A 23214-nucleotide genomic window follows, 5' to 3' on the forward strand; every position below is an offset into this window, starting at 1 on the left:
CCACGCGCGATCCCGCGCGTGGGCCCCGGATGTCACTTCGAACGCCCCGTCAGGACGGCGGCCAGTACGGCCCCCACCTGAAGCAGGGGCCCGGGCCTGGTCATGTCGTTGTGCGAGGCGGCGACAGGATGGATGTGCAGGCTCCCGTCGACGTAGGGCGCCCACCGCCGGATGACTTCCTCCTGCGGGTACCCGGTACCGGTCGCGGGGAAGTGGAGGACGTCTCCGGTGAAGTGTCCCGGCGTGGCGCGCCGGACCATCCGCCAGTTGTCCCGGGTGTTCCGCACGACCCCTCGGACGTGGTCCTCGGTCAGCTCCCGCAGGTCGGCCATCTCCTCCTTGATGATCTCCAGTGCCCCGGGCACGGTGAGCGGTTGTCCCGCGGTGTCCACCGTGAGCCCCAGGGCGTGCAGGAGCTGGACCAGGACGGTGTGGTCGTCGGCCTCTCCATGGACGGCGTCGGTGTCCGGCGGGTAGGCGTCCATCATGGCCAGCAGGGCCACCTCCTGCCCGGCCTGCTGGAGCCGTACCGCGACGGCGTGCGCGAGGTTGCCGCCCATGGACCAGCCGAGCAGGTGGTAGGGGCCGCTCGGCTGGACGCCCGTGATGTGGTCGACGTACCAGGTGACCAGCGCGTCGAGGTCGGACGGGGGCGTCCGCGTGTTGCTGACGCCCGGAGCCTGCAGTCCGTACACGGGTCGGCCGGCGTCCAGGTGACGCACCAGGCCGATGTAGGGCAGGCCGAAACCGCTGGCGGGCGGCAGGCAGAACAATGGCGGCCGGTCCCCGTACCCGCGGAGCGCGACCACCGGCTGGAAGAGGTCCTCCTCGGTGCCGGTGCCGGTGCCGGTGCCGCTGCTGGCGCCGAGCAGCGATGCCAGGCCCGCCACGGTCGGGTTCTGGAACACGCTCACCAGTGAGAGGTGCGCGCCGGTGGTGTTGCGGATCTCGCCCAGCAGCCGCACGGCGAGGAGCGAGTGCCCGCCGAGTTCGAAGAAGTTGTCATCCACCCCGGCCACGGGAACACCGAGGACGTCGGCGAACATCTCGCGGAGCAGGTGTTCTTCGGCGGTGCGCGGCTGCCGGCTCGTGTGTCCGGTGGTGTGGTCCGGGGCCGGCAGCGCCGCGCGGTCGAGTTTGCCGTTCACGGTCAACGGCAGCGCGTCCAGGACGACGATCGCGGAGGGGACCATGTAGTCCGGCAACACGGCTGACAGGCCGGCGCGGACTTCCGCGGTGTCCACGTCTCCGTCCGTACCGCCTGCCGGCACGATGTAGGCGGTGAGGCGTCGGTCGCCGGGTTGGTCCTCGCGGACGATGACGGTGGCGTGGGCGACGGCGGGGTGGGTGAGGAGTGCGGTTTCTATTTCGCCGAGTTCGATGCGGAAGCCGCGGATCTTGACCTGGTGGTCGGTGCGGCCGAGGTACTCGAGCTGTCCGTCGGTGTTCCAGCGGGCGAGGTCGCCGGTGCGGTACATGCGTGCGCCGTGCTGGCTGTGGGGGTTGGCGACGAAGCGTTCGGCCGTCAGGCCGGGCCGGTCGAGATAGCCCCGGGCCAGCTGGACGCCCGCGAGGTAGAGCTCGCCGGCGACGCCGGGGGGTACGGGCTGGAGTGCGGCGTCCAGGACGTAGGTCTGGGTGTTCCAGACCGGGCGTCCGATCGGTACGACGCTGTTGGTGTGGGGTTCGCAGGTGTGGGCGGTGACGTCGATGGACGCTTCGGTCGGGCCGTAGAGGTTGTGCAGCGGGATCGGCAGCACGGCGTGGAACTGGTCGCGCAACGAGGCTGACAGCGCCTCGCCGCTGCAGACCACGGCGCGCAGAGATGTGCACTCGCGGGCCGTGGGTTCGGCGGCGAAGACCTGGAGCATCGACGGGACGAAGTGGGCGATGGTGACATGCTGGCGCCGGATGAGGTCGGCGAGGTAGTCGGGGTCGCGGTGGCCGCCGGGGCGGGCCACGACGAGGGTGGCGCCTTCCAGGAGGGGCCAGAAGAACTCCCAGACGGATACGTCGAAGCCGAAGGGGGTCTTCTGCACGACCCTGTCGTTGGGGGTGAGCCGGTAGGTGTGCTGCATCCAGGTGAGTCGGTTGACCACACCTGCGTGCGGGACGGTGACGCCCTTGGGGCGTCCGGTGGAGCCTGAGGTGTAGATGACGTAGGCGGGGTGGGGCGGCAGCGGCATCTGGTCGGGGTCGGTGTCGACCTGCGACTCCAGATCGGTCGCGGGGTTGTCCAGCACCACCCGCGCCACGCCCTCCGGCAGTGCGCCCTCGAACTGGCGGGTGGTCACCACCAGCGCCGGTGAGGCGTCGCCCAGCACGTAGGCCACGCGCTCCGCCGGGTACTCCGGGTCGATCGGCACATACGCGGCGCCGGACTTGAGGACGGCGAGCAGCGTGACGGCAAGATCCGCGGAGCGGTCCATCATGACCGCTACCCGCTGCTCCGGGCCCGCACCATGCGCCGCCAGCAACCTGGCCAGCCGGTTGGCCGCCGCGTTCAGCTCCGCATAGGACAGCGCGGTGTCCTCGAACACCACCGCGGCCGCGTCCGGGGTGCGGGCCGCCTGGGCCTGGAACAGCTCGGGGAGCGTCGCCGGAGGAACGGCACGCGCGGTGTCGTTCCACTCGGTCAGGATCCGCTCCCGCTCGCCGGTTTCCAGCACCCCGACCTGGGCGAGCGCGGTCGACGGTGCCGTCTCCAGTGCCGACACGATGGCTTCCGCCGCCGTGGTCACCATCGAGGCAAGGGCGCCCGGGTCGATCAGGGACACGGCCTGGGCCTTCACGACGAAGCCCTCACCGGTGTCGTCGATGCTGACGGCGACGGGGAAGTTGGTGCGCTCGCGCGCTTGGAGCAGAGCGACACCGTCAAGCCCGGAGCCGGCGGCGGCAGCCTCGCTGTGGCGGTAGTTGAACAGCGAAGTGAACAACGGCGTCTGGGCAGGCACCTTGCTGGCCTGCTGCGCCACCGCCAGCGGGGCGTGCTCGTGCACCAGCAGCTCCGCGAGCTGCCGCTGCATCCCTTGCACCGCCTCCAGCACGCCCCCGGCACTCGCGTCCATCCGGACGGGAAGGGTGTTCATGAACAGTCCCGGCACCCGGTCCGAGCCCGTTCCGGCGTTCATCCGGCCGAACAGCACTGTGCCGAACACCACGTCGTCACGGCCGGACGTGGCCGACACGACGCGCGCCCAGGCGACGTGGAACAGCGTCGCCGGGCTGATACCCAGGCTCCGCGCCTGCTCCCGCAGGCGCACCGCGAGGCCCGCGTCCAGGGGCGTGCGCGCCTCGGTCACGTCACGGCCGTCCCCGAACACGTCGAGCAGGCCGTACGGAGCGGTGGGCTCGCTCACGTCGCCGAGCAGCGCCGCGAAGAACGCCTCGTGCTCCCGGGTGGACGCGCCCAGCCTGGCCTGCCCGACGAACTCCCGGAACGGCAGCGGATCGGGCAGGGTGTCCTGCCGCCCGTCGAGGAACGCGGCCACCTCACCCATGACCACGTCCAGCGCGGTGTGGTCCTGGATCAGGTGATGGACCTGGAGGACCACCGTCCAGTGGTCCCCGCCCGGCCGCCGGGCCACATGGGCGCGCAGCAACGGGCCCTGGGAGAGGTCCATGCTCGGCGGGCAGGCCGCGAGGAGCCGTTCCGCCGGGTCCGCGCCGCCATGGCCGGGCTCTGCGGCGAGGTCCACCTCCCGCACGGGGAGTGTCGCCCGGCGCGCCACCACCTGGACCGGCTCGCGCAGACCCTCCCAGACGAAGGAGGTGCGCAGGATGTCGTGCCGGTCGACCACGCGCTGCACCGCGGCGAGGAACGCGTCCACCCGTACCCGGGAATCGAAGCGCAGCGCGATCGGCAGGACGTAGGGGTCGCTGTTGTTGTCGCTCTCCATCAGGGAGTGGAAGAAGATGCCCTCCTGCAGCGGGGCCAGCGGGTAGATGTCGGCGATGTTGGCCGCCCCTCCGGGAACGGCGGCGACGATCCGGTCGATCTCCTCACCGGCGAGGTCGATCAGCGTCACCATCCCCGGCGCGATCGCTGTGGCGCCGTCGGGTATGCCGTTCGGCGGGACGGCCACCTGTCCGCTCGTCCGTTCGACGGCCGCGGCCAGTGCCGCCACCGTCGGGCTGACGAACAGCGAGCGGACGTCCACGGCGATGCCCCGCTCGCGCGCCCGCTCCACCAGCGTCACCGCGAGGAGGGAGTGCCCGCCGAGCTCGAAGAAGTTGTCGTCGACCCCGACCCGGGGCAGGTTGAGCACGTCGGCGAAGACAGCGCACAGGATCTCCTCCCGGACGTTCGCCGGAGCCCGGCCGGAGGAACCGGCACCGAAGTCGGGAGCCGGGAGTGCCTTCCGGTCCAGTTTGCGGTTCGCGGTGAGCGGGAGCGCGTCGAGGACGACCACGGCCGCGGGCACCATGTAGTCGGGCAGCAGTCCGGCGACGTGGGCGCGCAGTTCGGCGCCGTCCGTCTCGGCGTCCGCGACGACGTAGCCGACGAGGCGCTTGTCGCCTGGCTGGTCCTCGCGGACGATGACTGCGGCCTGGGCGACGGCCGGGTAGGCGGCCAAGGCGGCCTCGACTTCGCCGAGTTCGATGCGGAAGCCGCGGATCTTGACCTGGTGGTCGGTGCGGCCGAGGTATTCGAGCTGCCCGTCGGTGTTCCAGCGGGCGAGGTCGCCGGTGCGGTACATCCGCTCGCCGGGTGTGCCGTAGGGGTTGGCGACGAATCGTTCTGCGGTCAGCGCGGGCCGGTTGACGTATCCCCGGGCCAACTGCACGCCGGCCAAGTACAACTCGCCCGCGACGCCGGGGGGCACCGGCCTCAGGGCGGAGTCCAGCACGTAGGCGCGCATGTTCCACAGGGGTGCACCGATGGGGGGAACGCCGGCACCGGACAGGGGGGTGCTGGCCAGGGAGGCGACCGTCGCTTCCGTCGGCCCGTAGATGTTCAACATGAGCCGGTCGCGAGACCACCGCTCCGCGGTCTCCGGCGGGCACACGTCACCGGCGACCACCAGCGTCACCCCCTCCGGGAGACCGCCCGCGGAGGCGAGCAGCGGCAGCGTCGCGGGCGGCAGGGTCGCGTGCGTGACGCGCTGCCGGGCGACCAGCTGGGCCAACGGCGCGCCGGGGGACATCTCGTCCGCCGAGGCCAGCACCACGGCCGCACCCGCCAGCCACGCCGGCCACATGTCGGCCACCGAGGCGTCGAAGCTGGGCGAGGCGAACTGGAGCAGCCGGCTGCCCGGTCCGATCCGGAGGCGTTCGATGTGGTCGGCGGCGAGGTTCGGCACACCCCGGTGGGTGACGAGGACACCCTTGGGGGTGCCGGTCGAGCCGGAGGTGTAGATGACGTAGGCGGGGTGGGCGAGCAGCAGCGGGCCGTGGCGTTCGGCGTCGGTCACGTCGTGGCCGGGTCGGCCTGCCAGGTCGTCCCGCAGGTGCGCGTCCTCCAGGGACAGGTGCTCCACGTCGGTGGGCGGCAGCTCGCCTTCTGTCGCCCGTCCGGTGACGAGAACCGCCGGTCGGGCGTCGGTGAGCATGTGGGCGATCCGGTCCGCGGGATAGCGCGGATCGACCGGCAGGTAGGCGCCCCCGGCCTTCATCACCGCCAGGATGGCGACGACGAGGTCGATCGACCGTGGCAGGGCCAGAGCGACGATGTCCTCCGGCCGTACGCCGCGGTCGATGAGAACGCGGGCGAGCCGGTTGGCCCGGGTGTTGAGTTCCGCGTAGGACAGTGCGGTGTCCTCGAACACCACCGCGGTCGCGTCCGGGGTGCGGGCGGCCTGCGCCTGGAACAGCTCGGGAAGCGTCGCGAGGGGAACGTCGCGGGCGGTGTCGTTCCAGCGGACCAGGACCCGGTCCCGCTCGGTGGCGTCCATGACCTCCGCGCGGTTGACCGGCACCGACGGATTCGCGGTGACGGATTCCATGACGCGGGCGAAGCGTTCGGCGAGGTCGGCGGCGGTGTGGTGGTCGAACAGGTCGGTGGCGTAGGTGATCACGCCGCGGAGGCCGGCGGGCTTGCCGTCGTCAGTGAGGTGTTCGTTGAGCTGGACGTCGAGGTCGAACTTGGCGGGGCTGTCGCCGGTGGGCCAGGCCTCGATGGTCAGGCCGGGCAGTTCCAGCGTGGCCTGTGTGAGGTTCTGCAGGGTGAACATCACCTGGAACAGGGGGTGGCGTGCCATGGACCGGGCGGGTGTGAGCTCTTCCACCAGGCGTTCGAAGGGCACGTCCTGGTGGGCGTAGGCGTTGAGTGCGCGTTCACGAGTGCGGTGGAGGAGCTGCGTGAAGTCGGGGTTGTCCGACAGGTCGGTGCGCAGGACGAGGGTGTTGACGAAGAATCCGACGAGGTCGTCGAGTGCCTGGTCGGTGCGTCCGGCGATGGGGGTGCCGATGGGGATGTCGTCGCCGGCGCCGAGGCGGTGCAGGAGGGTGGCCAGTGCCGCCTGGACGACCATGAAGACGGTCACGCCGTGGGCGCGTGCCAGGTCCACGACTGCTTGGTGGACGTCGGCGTCGATGTGGAGGTCGACGGTGGCGCCGCGATGGGTGGCCACGGGGGGACGCGGCCGGTCGGTGGGCAGTGCCAGTTCTTCGGGTACGCCGTCGAGTGCGTTGCGCCAGTGGGCGAGCTGCTCGGTCAGGAGGCTGCCGGGGTCGGAGGCGTCGCCGAGGAGTTCGCGCTGCCAGAGGCCGTAGTCGGCGTACTGGACGGGCAGGGGCTCCCAGGTGGGCGCGGTGCCGGTGGTGCGGGCGGTGTAGGCGGTGGACACGTCGTGTGCCAGCGGGCCGAGCGACCATCCGTCGCCCGCGATGTGGTGGAGGACCACGACCAGCACATGCGCATCGGGACCGATCTCGGCCAGCGACATGCGTACGGGGATGTCGGTGGCCAGGTCGAACCGGTGCCCGGCGGCCTCGCTCACCCACGCTCGCAGAGCGTCCTCCGTCACCGGGGTGACCCTGAGCAGGTCACCGACCGCGTCGGCAGGCGTGACCCGCTGGTGGGGCCGGCCGTCGACGGTGGTGATCACGGTGCGCAGGACCTCGTGCCGGGCCACGACGTCGCGGAGTGCGGCGTGCAGGGCGTCGGTGTCGAGAGCGCCGGTCAGCCGCAGGGCCATGGGGATGTTGTAGGTGGGGGAGGGGCCTTCGAGTTCGCCCAGGAACCACAGGCGTTGCTGGGCGAAGGACAACGGCACGAGTGCCGGCCGCTCGGCGGGCAGCAGCGGCGGCCGGGACGCGCTGGTGGTCGTCAGCCGGTCCGCGAGTTCGCGGAGCGTGGGTGCCTCGAACAGGGTCCGGATGGGGAGCTCGACGGCGAACGTCGATCGGATGCGGCTGATCAGGCGTGTCGCGAGGAGGGAGTGGCCGCCGAGTTCGAAGAAGTTGTCGTCGATTCCGACGGACGGCAGGCCGAGTACTTCGGCGGCCAGCGCGCACAGGATCTCTTCCTGGGCGTTGGCCGGGCCCCGGCCGGTGGCAGCGGTGGCGTAGTCGGGGGCGGGCAGGGCCTTGCGGTCCAGTTTGCGGTTCGCGGTGAGCGGGAGGGCGTCGAGTGTGACGATCGCCGCCGGCACCATGTAGTCGGGCAGCAGGCCGGCGACGTGGGCGCGCAGTTCGGCGCTGTCCGTGGTGGGGCCCGGGACGACGTAGCCGACGAGGCGCTTGTCGCCGGGCTGGTCCTCACGCACGACCACCGCCGCCTGGGCGACGGCCGGGTGGGCGGCCAAGGCGGCCTCGATCTCGCCGAGTTCGATGCGGAAGCCGCGGACCTTGACCTGGTCGTCGGTACGGCCCAGGTACTCCAGCTGCCCGTCGGCGGTCCACCGGGCGAGGTCGCCGGTGCGGTACATCCGCTCGCCGGATTGACCGTACGGGTTGGCGACGAACCGCTCCGCGGTCAGCGCCGGCCGGTCGAGGTATCCCCGGGCCAGGCCGGCCCCGGACACGTACAGCTCCCCGGCCACGCCGGCCGGCACCGGCCGAAGCGCCGTATCCAGCACGAACACCCGGGTGTTGGTGATCGGCTCCCCGATGTACGGGACCGCGCTGTCGGCGGTCAGCACCGCCATCGTCGTGCAGACCGTGGACTCGGTCGGGCCGTACGCGTTGACCAGCCGTCGCCCAGCCGCCCATCGGGCGACCAGATCCGGCCGCAGTGCCTCACCGGCGGTCACCAGCGTCGTGACCGTGGGCAGGCTGTCCGCCGCGAGACCCGCCAGCATGACGGGTGGCAGGGTTACATGCGTCACCTTGGCGGCGGCGAGGAGGCGGGTCAGCGCATGCTCGTCCACCAGGTCGTCCTGGGCCGCGAGGACGAGGCAGGCTCCGCTGCCGAGGGTGACGGTGAGTTCGGCGATGGCGGCGTCGAAGCTGGGTGAGGCGAATTGCAGGACGTGGCTCGCGGGTGTGACGGCGAACTTCTCCGCCTGTGCGGTGACCAGGCTGGCCAGGCCGTGGTGGGTGACGGTGACGCCCTTGGGGCGCCCGGTGGAGCCGGAGGTGTAGATGACGTAGGCGGGGTGGGCGGTCAGCAGGGGGCCGTGTCGCTCGGTGTCCGTCAGGTCGTGGTCGGGGAGGGCAGCCAGGGCCTGTCCCAACTGCGTGTCGTCCAGGGTCAGGTGCGTGACGTCCGCTGCGGGCAGCTTGTCCCGTGTTGCTTCGTCGGTGATGACGAGTGCGGGCGCTGCGTCGGTGAGGAGGTAGGCGATGCGGTCGGCGGGGTAGGCCGGGTCGATGGGCAGGTAGGCGCCCCCGGTCTTGGTCACGGCCAGGAGGGCGACGACGAGGTCGACGGAACGGGGCAGTGCCACGGCGACGAGTTGCTCGGGTCCGGCGCCATGTTCGGCCAGGTGGCGGGCGAGGCGGTTGGCGCGGGCGTTGAGTTCGGCGTAGGTGAGTTCGGTGTCACCGAACACGACCGCGGTGGCCCCCGGCGTACGGGCGGCCTGCGCCTGGAACAGCTCGGGCAGCGTCACCGCCTGCACGTCCCGCGCCGTGTCGTTCCACTCCACCAGGACCCGCCGGCGCTCATCCGCACCCAGCACTTCGAGGCGGCCCACGGGAAGGTCCGGGTCGGCCGTTGCCGCATCCAGTACCTGGACGAGTCGTGCGACGAGCACGTCGACGGTCGCCTGGTCGAACAGATCGGCGGCGTAGGTGACGATCCCGTTCACGCCGGCGGCATCGCCCTCGGTGTCGAAGGCCTCCGCGACGACGAAGGACAGGTCGAAGACGGGGTTGTCGCCGACCTCGATCCTCTCGATGTCCAGTCCGGGCACATCGAGCGTGGCCGGTGCGACGTTCTGGAGTACGAGCATGGTCTGGAAGAGCGGGTGGCGGCCCGTGGACCGCGCGGGGGCGAGGTCCTCCACCAGGCGTTCGAACGGCAGGTCCTGGTGGGCGAGGGCGCCCAGGCTCTGGTCGCGGACGCGGTGGAGCACGTCGCGGAATCCGGGGTCGCCGGACAGGTCGGTGCGGACGACGAGGGTGTTGATGAAGAAGCCGACGAGCTGGTCGAGGTTCTCGTCGGTGCGTCCGGCGACGGGGGTGCCGATGGGGATGTCGGTGCCCGCGCCGAGGCGGGAGAACAGGGTCGCCAGTGCGGCGTTGAGCACCATGAACATGGTGACGCCCTCGGCCCGGGCCAGGGCGGTCATCCGCTGGTGCAGGGCGGCGTCGACGCGCAGGGCTGCGGTGCCGCCCCGGTGGGTGGCCGTCCGGGGCCGGGGGCGGTCGACGGGCAGGGCGAGTTCTTCCGGCAGCCCGGCCAGCCTCTCCCGCCAGTAGGCCAGTTGGGCGCTGTGCAGGCTCGCGGGGTCGTCCGGGGCACCGAGGAGGTCGCGCTGCCAGAGGGTGTAGTCGGCGTACTGCACCGGCAGCGGCGCCCAGGTGGGGCCCTGGCCGGCGGAGCGGGCGGCGTAGGCGGCCGACACGTCCCTCGCCAGGGGGCCCAACGACCAGGCGTCGGCGGCGATGTGGTGCACCACGATCACCAGCACGTGTTCCTGCGGGCGCAGCCTGAGGAGCCGGGCGCGCAGCGGGATGTCGGTGCGCAGCTCGAACGCGGAGCGCGAGACCCGCTCGATCTCGTCCCGCAGGTCCTCCTCGGCGATGTCGACGAGCGGCACGTCGAAGGCCACGGACTCCTTCGCGAGGACCGACTGCCGCGGTGTGCCGTCGGGGGCCGGGAACACGGTCCGCAGCACTTCGTGCCGTACGAGGACGTCGCGCAAGGCGTCACGCATCGCCTCGGCATCCAGGGCGCCCGTGAGGCGCAGGACCACCGGGATGTTGTAGTTGGCGTTCCCGCCCTCCAGTTGACGCAGGAACCACAGCCGGGTCTGGGCGAAGGACGGCGGTAGGACGTCCGGCCGCGGCCTGGGCGTGACCCGGGGCCGTGCCTCGCCCGCGTCGCCCAGCCGCGTCGCGAGTCCGGCGACCGTGGGGCTCTCGAACAGGGCCCGGATGGGGACCTCCACCCCGAGCACCGTGCGGATGCGGCTGACCAGCCGTACGGCGAGCAGCGAATGGCCGCCGAGCGCGAAGAAGTCGTCGTCCACACCGACGTGCGGCAGGCCGAGGATGCCCGCGAACACCTGGCACAGCAGCTGCTCCTGGAGGGTCCGCGGCTCCCGGCTTCCCTCGGTCGTCCCGTACACGGGCGCGGGGAGCGCGCGGCGGTCGAGCTTGCCGTTGGAGGTGAGCGGCAGTGCGTCCAGGACCACGACCGCCGACGGCACCATGTAGTCGGGCAGCAGACCGGTGACGTGGGCGCGGACACCGTCGGCGTCCACGTCCGTTCCCGCGACGACGTAGCCGATGAGGCGCTTGTCCCCGGGTTGGTCCTCGCGCACCACCACTGCCGCCTGGGCGACGGCGGGGTGGGAGGTGAGGGCGGCCTCGATCTCGCCGGGCTCGATGCGGAAGCCGCGGATCTTGACCTGGTCGTCGGCGCGGCCGAGGTATTCGAGCCGGCCGTCGGTGGTCCAGCGGGCGAGGTCGCCGGTGCGGTACATGCGCTCGCCGGGCGTGCCGTAGGGGTTGGCGACGAAGCGCTCGGCGGTGAGCGCGGGGCGGTGCAGGTATCCGCGGGCGAGCTGGGCGCCGGCGACGTACAGCTCGCCGGGGACGCCGGGGGGAACCGGCCGCAGGGCCGCGTCGAGCACGTAGGTCCGGGTGTTCCACATCGGGCGGCCGATGGCCGTGATTCCCCGGCCGGCGTCGCCGGCGGCGAGGTCCACGGGGTGGTCGGTGCAGCCGACGGTGGTCTCGGTCGGTCCGTAGTGGTTGACGACGGGCACGTCCGGGTGGTCCCGGTGCCACTGCTGGAGTTGCGCCGAGCGCAGCGGTTCGCCGCCGAGCATGAGCTGCCCGGTGGGCGCCCAGTCGCCGGGGAGGGTCTGGAGGAACGCCAGGTGGCTGGGGGTGGCCTTGAGGAAGGTGATCTCGTGGCCGGCGAGGGTGGCGGGGAGCGTCTCGTCCCAGGTGGCGATGTGGAGTCGTCCGCCGCTGGTGAGCGCGCCGTACAGGGCCGTGACGCCGAGGTCGAAGGCGATGGACGCGTGCAGCAGGGTGCTTCCGCCGAGGTGCGGATAGGCGTCCCAGGTGCGGGCGATGTAGTTGACAACGCCCTGGTGGGTGATGGTCACGCCCTTCGGCCGTCCGGTGGAGCCGGAGGTGTAGATGACGTACGCCGGGTGCGCGGGCCGCAGCGGGCCGTGCCGCTCGGCGTCGTCGAGGTCGCCAGCGGGCAGGCCGTCGAGGGCGGTAGCCGTGTCCGGGTCGTCGAGGACGACGCGGGGGACGATCCCCTGCGGGTCGACGGCTCGCGTGGTGACCAGGAGCGCCGGACGTGCGTCGGTGAGCAGGTGGGCGATGCGGTCGGCGGGGTGGTCGGGGTCGACGGGCAGGTAGGCGGCGCCCGTCTTCAGTACGGCAAGCAGTGCGACGATGAGGTCGGTCGAGCGGGGGAGCGCCAGCGCGACGAGGTGTTCCGGTCCGGCGCCTTGTGCGGCCAGGAGGCGGGCGAGCCGGTTGGCGCGCGCGTTGAGGTCGGCGTACGACACCTCGGTGTCCTCGAACACCATGGCGGTGGCGTCCGGGGTGCGGGCCACCTGCGCCTGGAACAGCTCCGGCAGCGTGGACGCCGGCACCTCGTGTGCCGTGTCGTTCCACTCCACGAGCACCTGGCGGCGTTCGGCCGCACTGAGCAGGTCGATGCCGGTGACGGGCCGCTCGGCGTCGGCGGCCACGGCGTCGAGGAGCCGGACGAGCCGCTCGACGAGTGTGACGACCGTGCTGTGGTCGAACAGATCGGCCGCGTAGGTGATGACGCCGGTCAGGCCGTTCGGCCCGCCGTGGGGAGCGAAGGTCTCCTGGAGCTGGACGTCGAGGTCGAACTTGGCCGGCTGCTCGCCGGCCGGCAGCGGGGCGGTACCCAGCCCCGGCAGGTCGAGGACGGGTGCGGCGGTGTTCTGCAGGCCCAGCATGACCTGGAACAGCGGGTGGCGGGCCATGGACCGGGCGGGGGCGAGGTCTTCCACCAGCCGTTCGAACGGCACGTCCTGGCGGGCGAGGGCACCCAGGTTCTGCTCGCGGACGCGGCGCAGCATCTCCCGGAAGGACGGGTCGCCCGACACGTCGGTACGGAGAACCAGGGTGTTCACGAAGAACCCGACGAGCTCGTCCAGGCTCTCGTCGGTGCGGCCGGCCACCGACGTACCGATCGGGATGTCGGTGCCCGCGCCGAGGCGGGACAGCAGGGTCGCCAGTGCGGCGTTGAGCACCATGAACATGGTGACGCCTTCGGCACGGGTTAGGGCGCCGAGCCGCTGATGCAGGTCGGCGTCGATGCGCAGGTGCGCGGTGCCGCCGCGGTGGGTGGCCACGGGGGGCCGGGGGCGGTCGCCGGGCAGGGCGAGCTCCTCCGGCAGACCGGCCAGTGCATCGCGCCAGTAGGCGAGTTGCGCGCTGTGCAGGCTCCCGGGGTCGTCGGGGTCACCGAGGAGCCGGCGCTGCCAGAGGGTGTAGTCGGCGTACTGGACCGGGAGCGGTTCCCAGGTGGGGGCGTGGCCGCCCGAGCGGGCCGCGTACGCTGTGGAGATGTCCCGTGCCAGCGGGGCGAGCGACCAGCCGTCGCCGGCGACGTGGTGCAGGACCAGGAGCAGGACGTGGTCCTGCGGCGCCACCGTGAACAGCCGTGCCCGCACCGGGATGTCACGGGCGAGGTCGAAGGCGCGGTGGGACTCCTCGGCCACCGCCCGCTCCAGCTCGCCTTCCGGCACCTCGGCCGTGGTCAGCGGGAGTTCGATCGCGTCCGGGCCGAGGATGTGCTGCTCCGGCGTGCCGTCGACGCTCGGGAAGACGGTACGGAGAGCTTCGTGCCGGGCGATGACGTCGGTGAGGGCGGCCCGCAGGGCGTCGTGGTCGAGGTCGCCCGTGAGACGGAGGGCGATGGGGATGTTGTAGAGCCCGGAGGGTCCTTCGAGTTCGCCGAGGAACCACAGGCGTTGCTGGGCGAAGGACAGCGGCACCGTCGCGGGGCGCGGTCCGGCGGTGAGCCTCTGACGTGCCGTCCCGGAGTCCGTCACGCGCTGCGCGAGTCCGGCCACGGTGGGGGTCTCGAACAGGGCCCGGATCGGGATCTCGGTCCCGAGGGCGGCGCGGATACGGCTGACCAGGCGCGTCGCGAGGAGGGAGTGGCCGCCGAGGTCGAAGAAGTTGTCGTCAACGCCGACGTGCGGGAGGCCGAGGACGTCGGCGAACGCCTGGCTGAGCAGCTGTTCCTGGAGGGTGCGGGGTTCGCGTCCCGTGCTCGTGGCGGTGTGGTCGGGGGCGGGCAGGGCCTTGCGGTCCAGCTTGCCGTTCACCGTGAGCGGGAGCGCGTCGAGGACCACCACGGCCGAGGGCACCATGTAGTCGGGCAGCAGCCGGGACACGTACTCCCGGACCTCCCCGCCGTCGACGGCGGTCTTCGGGACCACGTAGCCGACGAGGCGCTTGTCGCCGGGGTGGTCCTCGCGGACGACCACGGCGGCGTGGGCGACGGCCGGGTGGGAGGTCAGGACGGTTTCGACCTCGCCGAGCTCGATGCGGAAGCCGCGGATCTTGACCTGGTGGTCGGTGCGGGCGAGGTACTCCAGCTCTCCGTCGGCGTTCCAGCGGACCAGGTCCCCGGTGCGGTACATCCGCTCGCCGGGCCCGTCGTAGGGGCTGGCGACGAAGCGCTCCGCGGTCAGCTCCGGCCGGTTGACGTACCCCTGGGCCAGCCCGGCCCCGGACACGTACAACTCCCCGGCCACCCCCGGCGGCACCGGCCGCAGGGCGCCGTCCAGGACGTACAGCCGGCTGCCGGAGACCGGTCCGCCGATCGGCACGGAACCGCCATCGACGCGTTCCACCGGCTGCCAGGTCGCGAACGTCGTCGTCTCCGTCGGCCCGTACACGTGCAGCAGGCGCTTCGGCGCGCCGAGCTCCAGGAGCCGCCGCACGCTCGAGGGGTCGACCGCCTCGCCGCCGAACAGCAGGTGCCGCAGGCGTCCGAGTCCTTCGGGCGACTCCGCCACCAGGCGGTTGAAGAGCGCGGTGGTGACGAACATCGCGGTGATCCCGTCGCGTTCGATCTGCGCGGTGAGCCGTTCGGGCGCCAGCAGCACCTCCCGGTCGACGCCGACCAGCGTCGCGCCGTTGACCAGCGCACCCCAGATCTCGAACGTGGCCGCGTCGAACGACACCGACGACGCCTGGGCGACGACGTCGTCCGTGCCCAATGCGACGTAGTTCGCCTGCCGGACGAGGCGGACGACCGCCTGCTGCGCGACGAGCACCCCCTTGGGGCGCCCCGTCGACCCGGAGGTGTAGATCACGTACGCCGGGTGGACGGACAGCAGGCGCCCGCCGCGCTCCGCGTCCGACAGGTCCTCCCCACCGAGCTCCTCCAGCGCGGAGGCCGTGGCGGGATCGTCCACCACCACATGCTCCCCGGGGATGTCCGCACGGTCCTGGGCCTGCTGCGTGACCAGCAGGGACGGCCCGGCGTCGGCCAGCATGAAGGTGATCCGGTCGACCGGATATGCCGGGTCGATCGGGACGTAGGCCGCCCCCGCCTTGACCGCCGCCAGCAGCGCGACCACCAGATCGGCCGAGCGGTCCATCATCACCGCCACCCGGTCCTGCGGCCTGACGCCCCGGGAGACCAGGAGCCGCGCCAGACGGTTCGCCCGTGCGTTCAGCTCCGCGTAGGACAACGTGACGCCGTCGAACTCGACCGCCGTGGCATCCTGCCGGCGGGCCACCTGGGCCTCGAACAGCTCCGCCAGGGTGGCCTGCGGCGCCTCGCGGCCGGTGTCGTTCCATTCGGTGAGCAGCTGCTTGCGCTCGACGTCACCGAGGAGGTCGACGCGGGTGACCGGCAGCGCGGGGTCCGTGGTCACGGCGTCGAGCACCCGGATGAACCGCTCGCCGAGCGTCCCCACGGTGGCGTGGTCGTACAGGTCGGTCGCGTAGGTGAGGGTGCCGGACAGGCCCGCGGGCCGGCCGTCGGCATGGGTCTCGCGGAGCTGGAGGTCGAGGTCGAACTTGGCGGGCAGGTCCCCGTTGCTCAGCAGACGGCTGTCCAGGCCGGGCAGGTCGAGTGCCGGGTCGGCGGTGTTCTGCAGGGCCAGCATGACCTGGAACAGGGGGTGCCGTGCCATGGACCGGGCGGGCGCCAGGTCCTCCACCAGCCGTTCGAACGGCACGTCCTGGTGGGCGAGGGCGCCCACGCTCTGCTCGCGGACGCGCCGCAGCAGCTCCCGGAAGGAGGGGGCGCGCGACACGTCGGTACGGATCACCAGGGTGTTCACGAAGAACCCGACGAGGTCGTGCAGGCTCTCGTCGGTCCGTCCGGCGACGGGGGTGCCGATGGGGATGTCGGTGCCCGCGCCGAGGCGGCTCAGGAGGGTGGCCAGCGCGGCGTTGAGCACCATGAACGTCGTGACGCCCTCCGCGCGGGCCAGCGCGGTCAGCCGTCCGTGCAGGTCCGCGTCGATGCGGACGGCGGCCGTGGCGCCGCGGTGGGACGCCACCGGCGGCCGGGGGCGGTCGGCGGGCAGGTTCAGCTCTTCCGGCAGGCCGGCGAGGGCCTCACGCCAGTGGGCCAGCTGCGTGCTGTGCAGGCTCGCGGGGTCGTCCTCGCCCCCGATGAGGTCGCGCTGCCAGAGGGTGTAGTCGGCGTACTGGACCGGCAGGGGCTCCCAAGCGGGGACCCGGTTGTCGACCCGGGCGGCGTACGCGGTGGAGATGTCCCGCGCCAGCGGTGCCAGTGACCAGCCGTCGCCGGCGATGTGATGGACGACCACCACCAGGACGTGGTCCTGCGGCGCCACCGCGAACAGCCGTGCCCGCAGCGGGATCTCGCGCCCGAGGTCGAAGGCGCGGGCGGCTTCCTCGCTGATGGCCTGGGCGATCCCACCCTCGGGTACGTCGATCACGGGCAGTTGGAGGTCGATCGCATCGTGGCCGAGGACGCGCTGGCTGGGCGAGCCGTCGACGTTGGGGAAGACGGTGCGCAGGACTTCGTGCCGGGCGACGACGTCGTGCACGGCGGCACGAAGGGCCTCGTGGTCGAGGTCGCCGGTCAGCCGGAGGGCGACGGGGATGTTGTACAGCCCGGAGGGGCCGTCGAGTTCGCTGAGGAACCACAGCCGTTGCTGGGCGAACGACAGCGGGACGACCTCGGGGCGCGCCCTGGCGGTCAGCCTGCGCCGGGCCGTCCCGGCTTCGGCCAGACGGCCGGCGAGTCCGGCGACGGTGGGGGTCTCGAACAGGGCCCGGATCGGGAGTTCCGTCCCGAGGGCGGAGCGGACCCGGCCGACCAGCTGCGTCGCGAGCAGCGAGTGCCCGCCGAGTGCGAAGAAGTTGTCGTCCACCCCGACCTTCGGCAGGCCGAGGACGTCGGCGAACATCTCGCACAGGAGCTGTTCCTGCGGGGTTCGCGGTTCGCGGCCCTCCTCGGTTGTCGCGTACGCGGGCGCGGGCAGGGCCTTGCGGTCCAGCTTGCCGTTCACGCTGAGCGGGAGGGCGTCCAGGACGACCACGGCCGAGGGCACCATGTAGTCGGGCAGCAGGCCGCCGACGTGGGTGCGGACCTCGGTGCCGTCGATGTCGGCCCTTGGGACGACGTAGCCGACGAGGCGCTTGTCACCGGGCTGGTCCTCGCGGACGATGACTGCGGCCTGGGTGACGGCGGGGTGGGAGGCCAGGGCGGCCTCGACCTCTCCGGGTTCGATGCGGAACCCGCGGATCTTGACCTGGTGGTCGGTGCGGCCGAGGTACTCCAGCTGCCCGTCGGTGTTCCAGCGGGCGAGGTCGCCGGTGCGGTACATCCGCTCGCCGGGCGTGCCGTAGGGGTTGGCGACGAAGCGCTCGGCGGTCAGCCCGGGCCGGTTGACATATCCCCGGGCCAGGCCGGCTCCGGAGACGTACAGCTCTCCGGGCACGCCGATCGGCGCCGGGCGAAGCGCCGCGTCGAGCACGAACACGCGGGTGTTGGTGAGGGGGGTGCCGATGTGGACGCCGGTCGGCGGGGTCAGCCGGGCGAGGGTGGCGCAGACCGTGGTTTCGGTGGGCCCGTAGGCGTTGACGAGGGTGCGGCCGGACGCCCAGGGGGCGACCTGGTGCGCGGGGAGGGCCTCGCCCGCGGTGATGAGGGTGGTGAGGTGGGGGAGTTCGCGGGGATCGAGGTGGGGGAGGACGGCCGGGGGGAGGGTGGCGTGGGTGACGTTCCGGCCGTTGACCAGACGGGTCAGCGCCGGGCCCGGGACGAGGTCGTCCTTGGCGGCGAGGACGAGGCAGGCTCCGCTGCCGAGGGTGACGGCGATCTCGGCGATGGCGGCGTCGAAGCTGGGTGAGGCGAATTGCAGGACGCGGCTGGCGGGTGTGATGGCGAACTTCTCCGCCTGTGCGGTGACCAGGCCGGCCAGGCCGTGGTGGGTGACGGCGACGCCCTTGGGGCGGCCGGTGGAGCCCGAGGTGTAGATGACGTAGGCGGGGTGCGCGACCAGCAGGGGGCGGCGCCGTTCGGCGTCCGTGAGGTCGTGGTCGGGGAGGGCCGCCAGTGATTGCCCCAAGTGGACCTCGTCCAGGTCCAGTTGCGCGGCCTCGGCTGCGGGCAGCTTGACCTGCGTTGCCTCACTGGTGATGACCAGTGCGGGCCGGGCGTCGGCGAGCAGGTAGGCGATGCGCTCGGCGGGGTAGGCGGGGTCGACGGGCAGGTAGGCGGCGCCGGCCTTGGTCACGGCCAGGAGGGCGACGACGAGGTCGACGGATCGGGGCAGTGCCACGGCGACCAGTCGTTCCGGTCCGGCGCCACGCTCGGCCAGGTGACGGGCGAACCGGTTGGCGCGTGCGTTGAGGTCGGCGTAGGTGAGTTCGGTGTCGCCGAAGACGACCGCGGTCGCGTCCGGCGTACGAGCGGCCTGCGCCTCGAAAAGCCCGGGCAGCGTCACCGCCGGCACGTCCCGCGCCGTGTCGTTCCACTCCACCAGGACACGCCGGCGCTCATCGGCACCCAGCACCTCGATGGCGCCGAGCGGCGCGTCCGGCGCCGTTTCCAGCGCGGCGACCACCCCTTCGCCGACGGTCTCCATCATGGCGCACAGGACGTCCGGCGACCCGGGCGCGACGACCTGGGCGGTGAGCACGAACTCGTCCCCCGTGTCGTCGACGATCATGCCGACGGGGTAGTTCGTCCGCTCCTGCATGAACAGCACGTCCATGCCCGGGAGCCCGTCACGCGCCTGCTCGGAATCCGTCCTGCTGTGGCGGTAGTTCAGGAGCGAGGTGAACAGCGGGGCGTCCCCGCGGATGCCGCTCGTCCGCTGCGCCAGCGCAAGCGGTGCGTGCTCGTGCAACAGCAACTCGGCCAGCTGCGCCTGCACGGCGCGTACGACGTCGCGCGTGCCCGCGCCTCCGGTGCGGACACGGACCGGGAGCGTGTTGATGAACAGGCCCACGACCCGCTCGGCACCCGTGCCCATGCGGCCGAACAGGATGGTCCCGAAGACCACGTCGTCGCGGCCCGAGGTCGCCGCCAGCACACGGGCCCAGATGACGTGGAACAGCGTCGCCGGGCTCACACCGAGGCGACGTGCCTGCTCCCGGAGCCGCCCCGCGAGTCGCGGATCCATCCGGGCGGTGGACTCGGTGGCCCCCGTGCCGTCCCCGTGGACGTCCACCAGCCCGAACGGGGCGGTCGGCTCGGTGACGTCGCCGAGCAGGCGGCCGAAGTACGCCTCGTGCTCCTGCCGGGACACCTGGCCCCGTGCCTGGGCGACGACGTCGCGGTACGGCGCGGGCGCGGGCAGTTCGTCGTCGCGCCCCTCGATGAACGCGTGCACCTCGCCCAGGATGACGTCGAGCGCGGTGTGGTCCTGGATCAGGTGGTGGACCTGCACCAGCGCGAGCCACTGATCGCCGCCCGGCTGCGCGGCCACGTGCACACGGATCAGAGGGGCACTGCTGACGGTCATGGACGCTTGGCACGCGGCCAGCAGCCGGCCGACCCAGTCGTGGTCGTCGGCCGGGGCATCGCCGTCGCCGGTCAGCGCGACTTCGTCCACCGGCAGCTCGGCGTGCCGGAGCACCACCTGCACCGGTTCGGGGAGCCCTTCCCACAGGACGGCCGTTCGCAGGTTGTCGTGCCGGTCCACCACCTTTCGCAGGGCGGCCACGAACGCGTCGAGCCTGCCACGGGAGTCGAAGCGGAGGACGGTGGGCAGGACGTACACGTCCTCATCCGCGGTCCCGCCGCCCATGAGGTGGTGGAAGAGGATGCCCTCCTGCAGCGGGGCGAGCGGGTACACGTCCAGCACATTCGCGGCGCCGCCGGGGATGCGGGCGGTGATCTCCGCGATGTGCCCGACGTCCAGGTCGACCAGCGGAAGCATGTCCGGCGTGATCACCTGCGCACCGGCCGGGATGCGGTTCGCGGGCACCTCCACCTCGGTCCGGCCGGTGGTCGCCGCCAGACCGGCCACGGTGGGCGTGGTGAACAGGGACCGTACGTCGATCGACAGACCACGGGCACGCAGCCGCTCCACCAGCGTCACCGCCAGCAGCGAGTGGCCGCCGAGGTCGAAGAAGTTGTCGTCGACCCCGACGTGCGGCCGGCCGAGGATCTCGGCGAAGGCTTCGCAGAGGATCTCCTCGCGGGGGGTGCGCGGCCCTCGGCCGGCGTGCCCGGAGGTGTACTCGGGGGCCGGCAGGGCCCTGCGGTCCAGCTTGCCGTTCACCGTGACAGGGAGGGCGTCCAGGACGACCACGGCCGAGGGCACCATGGAGGCGGGCAGCAGGCCGCCGACGTGGGCGCGGACGTCGGCGCCGTCGACGTCCGTCTTCGGGACGACGTAGCCGATGAGGCGCTTGTCGCCGGGCTGGTCCTCGCGGACGACGACGGCGGCCTGGGCGACGGCCGGGTGGGCGGCCACGGCGGCCTCCACCTCGCCGAGTTCGATGCGGAAGCCGCGGATCTTGACCTGGTCATCGGTGCGGCCGAGGTACTCCAGCTGACCGTCCGCGGTCCAGCGCACGAGGTCGCCGGTGCGGTACATCCGCTCGCCGGGCTGACCGTACGGGTTGGCGACGAAGCGCTCCGCGGTGAGGCCGGGGCGCCGGAGGTAGCCGCGGGCGAGCTGGGCGCCGGCGAGGTACAACTCGCCGGGGACGCCGGGCGGAACGGGCCGCAAGGAGGCGTCGAGGACGTAGGTGTGGGTGTTCCACACCGGCCGGCCGATGGGGACGGTCGGGTCGTCGGCGGTGAGGTGCGAGGCGTGCGTGACGTCGATGGACGCCTCGGTGGGGCCGTAGAGGTTGTGCAGTGGAGCGTCCAGCGTGCGGAGGAACTGGTCGCGCAGGTCGGGGGTGAGGGCCTCGCCGCTGCAGAGGACCGCGCGCAGGGTGGTGCAGTCGGACGCCGAGGGTTCGGTGAGGAAGGCCTTCAGCATGGACGGCACGAAATGGGTCACGGTGACCTGCCGCGCCCGGATGAGGCCGGCCAGGTAGCCCGGGTCACGGTGCCCGCCGGGGCGGGCCACGACCAGGACGGCACCCTGGAGGAGGGGCCAGAAGAACTCCCAGACGGACACGTCGAATCCGAACGGGGTCTTCTGCAGCACCCGGTCCGCGGCCCCGATCGGGTACTGGTGCTGCATCCACTCCAGCCGGTTGACCACGCCTCGGTGCGGTACGGCGACCCCCTTGGGCCGCCCTGTGGAGCCGGAGGTGTAGATCACGTACGCCGGGTGCGCGGGCAGCAGCACACCGTCGCGGTCACCGTCGCCCAGGTCGGCCGGGGACAGGCCGTCGAGGGCGAGCGCCGTGTCGGGGTCGTCCAGGACGAGGTGCCGCACTTCCCCACCGTCGGGAAGACGCGGGTGGAGCGCGCCGGTGGTGACGACGACGGCGGGCCGGGCGTCGGAGAGCAGGTGGGCTATCCGGTCGGCGGGGTGGTCGGGGTCGATCGGGAGGTAGGCGCCGCCGGCCTTCACCACCGCCAGGAGGGTGGCGACCAGATCGGCGGAGCGTTCGAGATGCACCCCGACGAGGCTTTCCGGGCCGACGCCGTGGGCGGCCAGGTGGCGCGCGAGGCGGTTGGCGCGGGCGTTGAGGACGGCGTACGACACCTCGACGTCCTCGAACACCACCGCCGTCGCGTCGGGGGTGCGGACCACCTGCGCCTCGAACAGTTCGGGCAGCGTCGCCGCCGGGACCTCGTGCGCGGTGTCGTTCCATCCGGCCAGGACCTGCCGGCGTTCGTCGTCGCCGAGCAGGTCGATGGAGTCGACGGGCCGCGCCGGGTCGGCGGTCACCGCGTCGAGCACCCGGACGAGCCGCTCGGCCAGCGCCTCCACGGTGCCGTGGTCGAACAGGTCCGCCGCGTAGCCGATCCCGCCCCTGAGACCGGCCGGGACGCCGCCCGGGCCGAAGGTCTCCCTGATGGAGACGGCGAGATCGGCCCTGGCGGGCGCCTCCCGGCTCACGAGCACGGTGACGTCGAGGCCGGGCAGCGCTAGGACCGGTTCGACGTTGTCCTGCAACGCCAGCATGACCTGGAACAACGGCTGACGCGCCAGCGACCGGGCGGGCGCGAGGTCCTCCACCAGCCGCTCGAAGGGCAGTTCCTGATGGGTGAGCGCGTCCAGGTTCCGCTCGTGCACCCGGGCCAGAACGTCACGGAACGACGGGCGTCCCGACAGGTCGCCCCGGATCACCAGGGTGTTCACGAAGAAGCCGATGAGCTCGTTCAGATCGACTTCGGTACGCCCGGCCACCGGAGTGCCGATGGGGATGTCGGTGCCGGCGCCGAGACGGGAGAGCGTGGTGGCGAGCGCGGCATGGAGCACCGCGAACATGGTGACGCCCTCGGCCCGGGCCAGGGCGGCGATCCGCCGGTGCAGGTCGGCGGTGATGTCGAGGTCAGCGCTGTCGTCGCGGTGGCTCGGCACGGACGGTCGCGGACGGTCGAACGGCAGGGGCAGTTCCTCCGGCAGATCGGCCAGGGCCTCCCGCCAGTACGCCAGTTCCCCGTTCAGGAAGCTCGCCGGATCGTCCTCGCCGCCGAGGAGGTCACGCTGCCAGAGCGCGTAGTCGGCGTACTGGACCGGCAGCGGCTCCCAGTCGGGGGCCCGGCCGCCGACCCGGGCGGTGTACGCCGCCGAGACGTCCCGCGCCAGAGGCGCCAGGGACCATCCGTCGCTGGCGATGTGATGGGCCACCAGGACCAGCACGTGGTCCCGCGGCGCCACCGCGAGTAGACATGCCCGCAGGGGGATCTCGCGGGAGAGGTCGAACGGGCGGGCGGACTCCTCGGCCACCACCGGCGCGATCTCGTCCTCCGTCACCTCGATCACCGGCAGGCGCAGCCCGGCCTCCTCCGGCGTGAGGATCCGCTGCTGGGGGATGCCGTCGTCCGTCGCGATCAGCGTGCGCAGCGCCTCGTGCCGCTCGATCAGGTCCACCAGTGCCGTGTGCAGGGCCTCGTGGTTCAGGTCGCCGGCAAGCCGCAGGGTGATCGGGATGTTGTACATCCCGTTGGGGCCTTGCAGTTCGCCGAGGAACCACAACCGCTGCTGGGCAAAGGACAGAGGAATCATCGGAGCTCTCTACGACAAATGACGGACTGAACAGGTGGAACTGCGGGACCGAGCGGGGCGGCGG

General features: G+C 72.4%; 1 protein-coding gene. It reads right to left on the bottom strand.

Annotation, left to right across the window (positions count from 1 at the left end):
- Window positions 1-32: 32 nt before the first annotated feature.
- Window positions 33-23150, bottom strand: coding sequence for a non-ribosomal peptide synthase/polyketide synthase (locus ACZ7MY_RS12170; RefSeq protein ID WP_499601278.1), 23118 nt, complete (start codon window positions 23148-23150; stop codon window positions 33-35).
- Window positions 23151-23214 lie beyond the last annotated feature (64 nt).

The organism is Streptomyces sp. NPDC111520 (assembly GCF_055635295.1).

Bases quoted from the DNA above. Each gene is read 5' to 3' on its own strand.
- ACZ7MY_RS12170 (WP_499601278.1), bottom strand. From the start codon at position 23,150: ATGATTCCTCTGTCCTTTGCCCAGCAGCGGTTGTGGTTCCTCGGCGAA.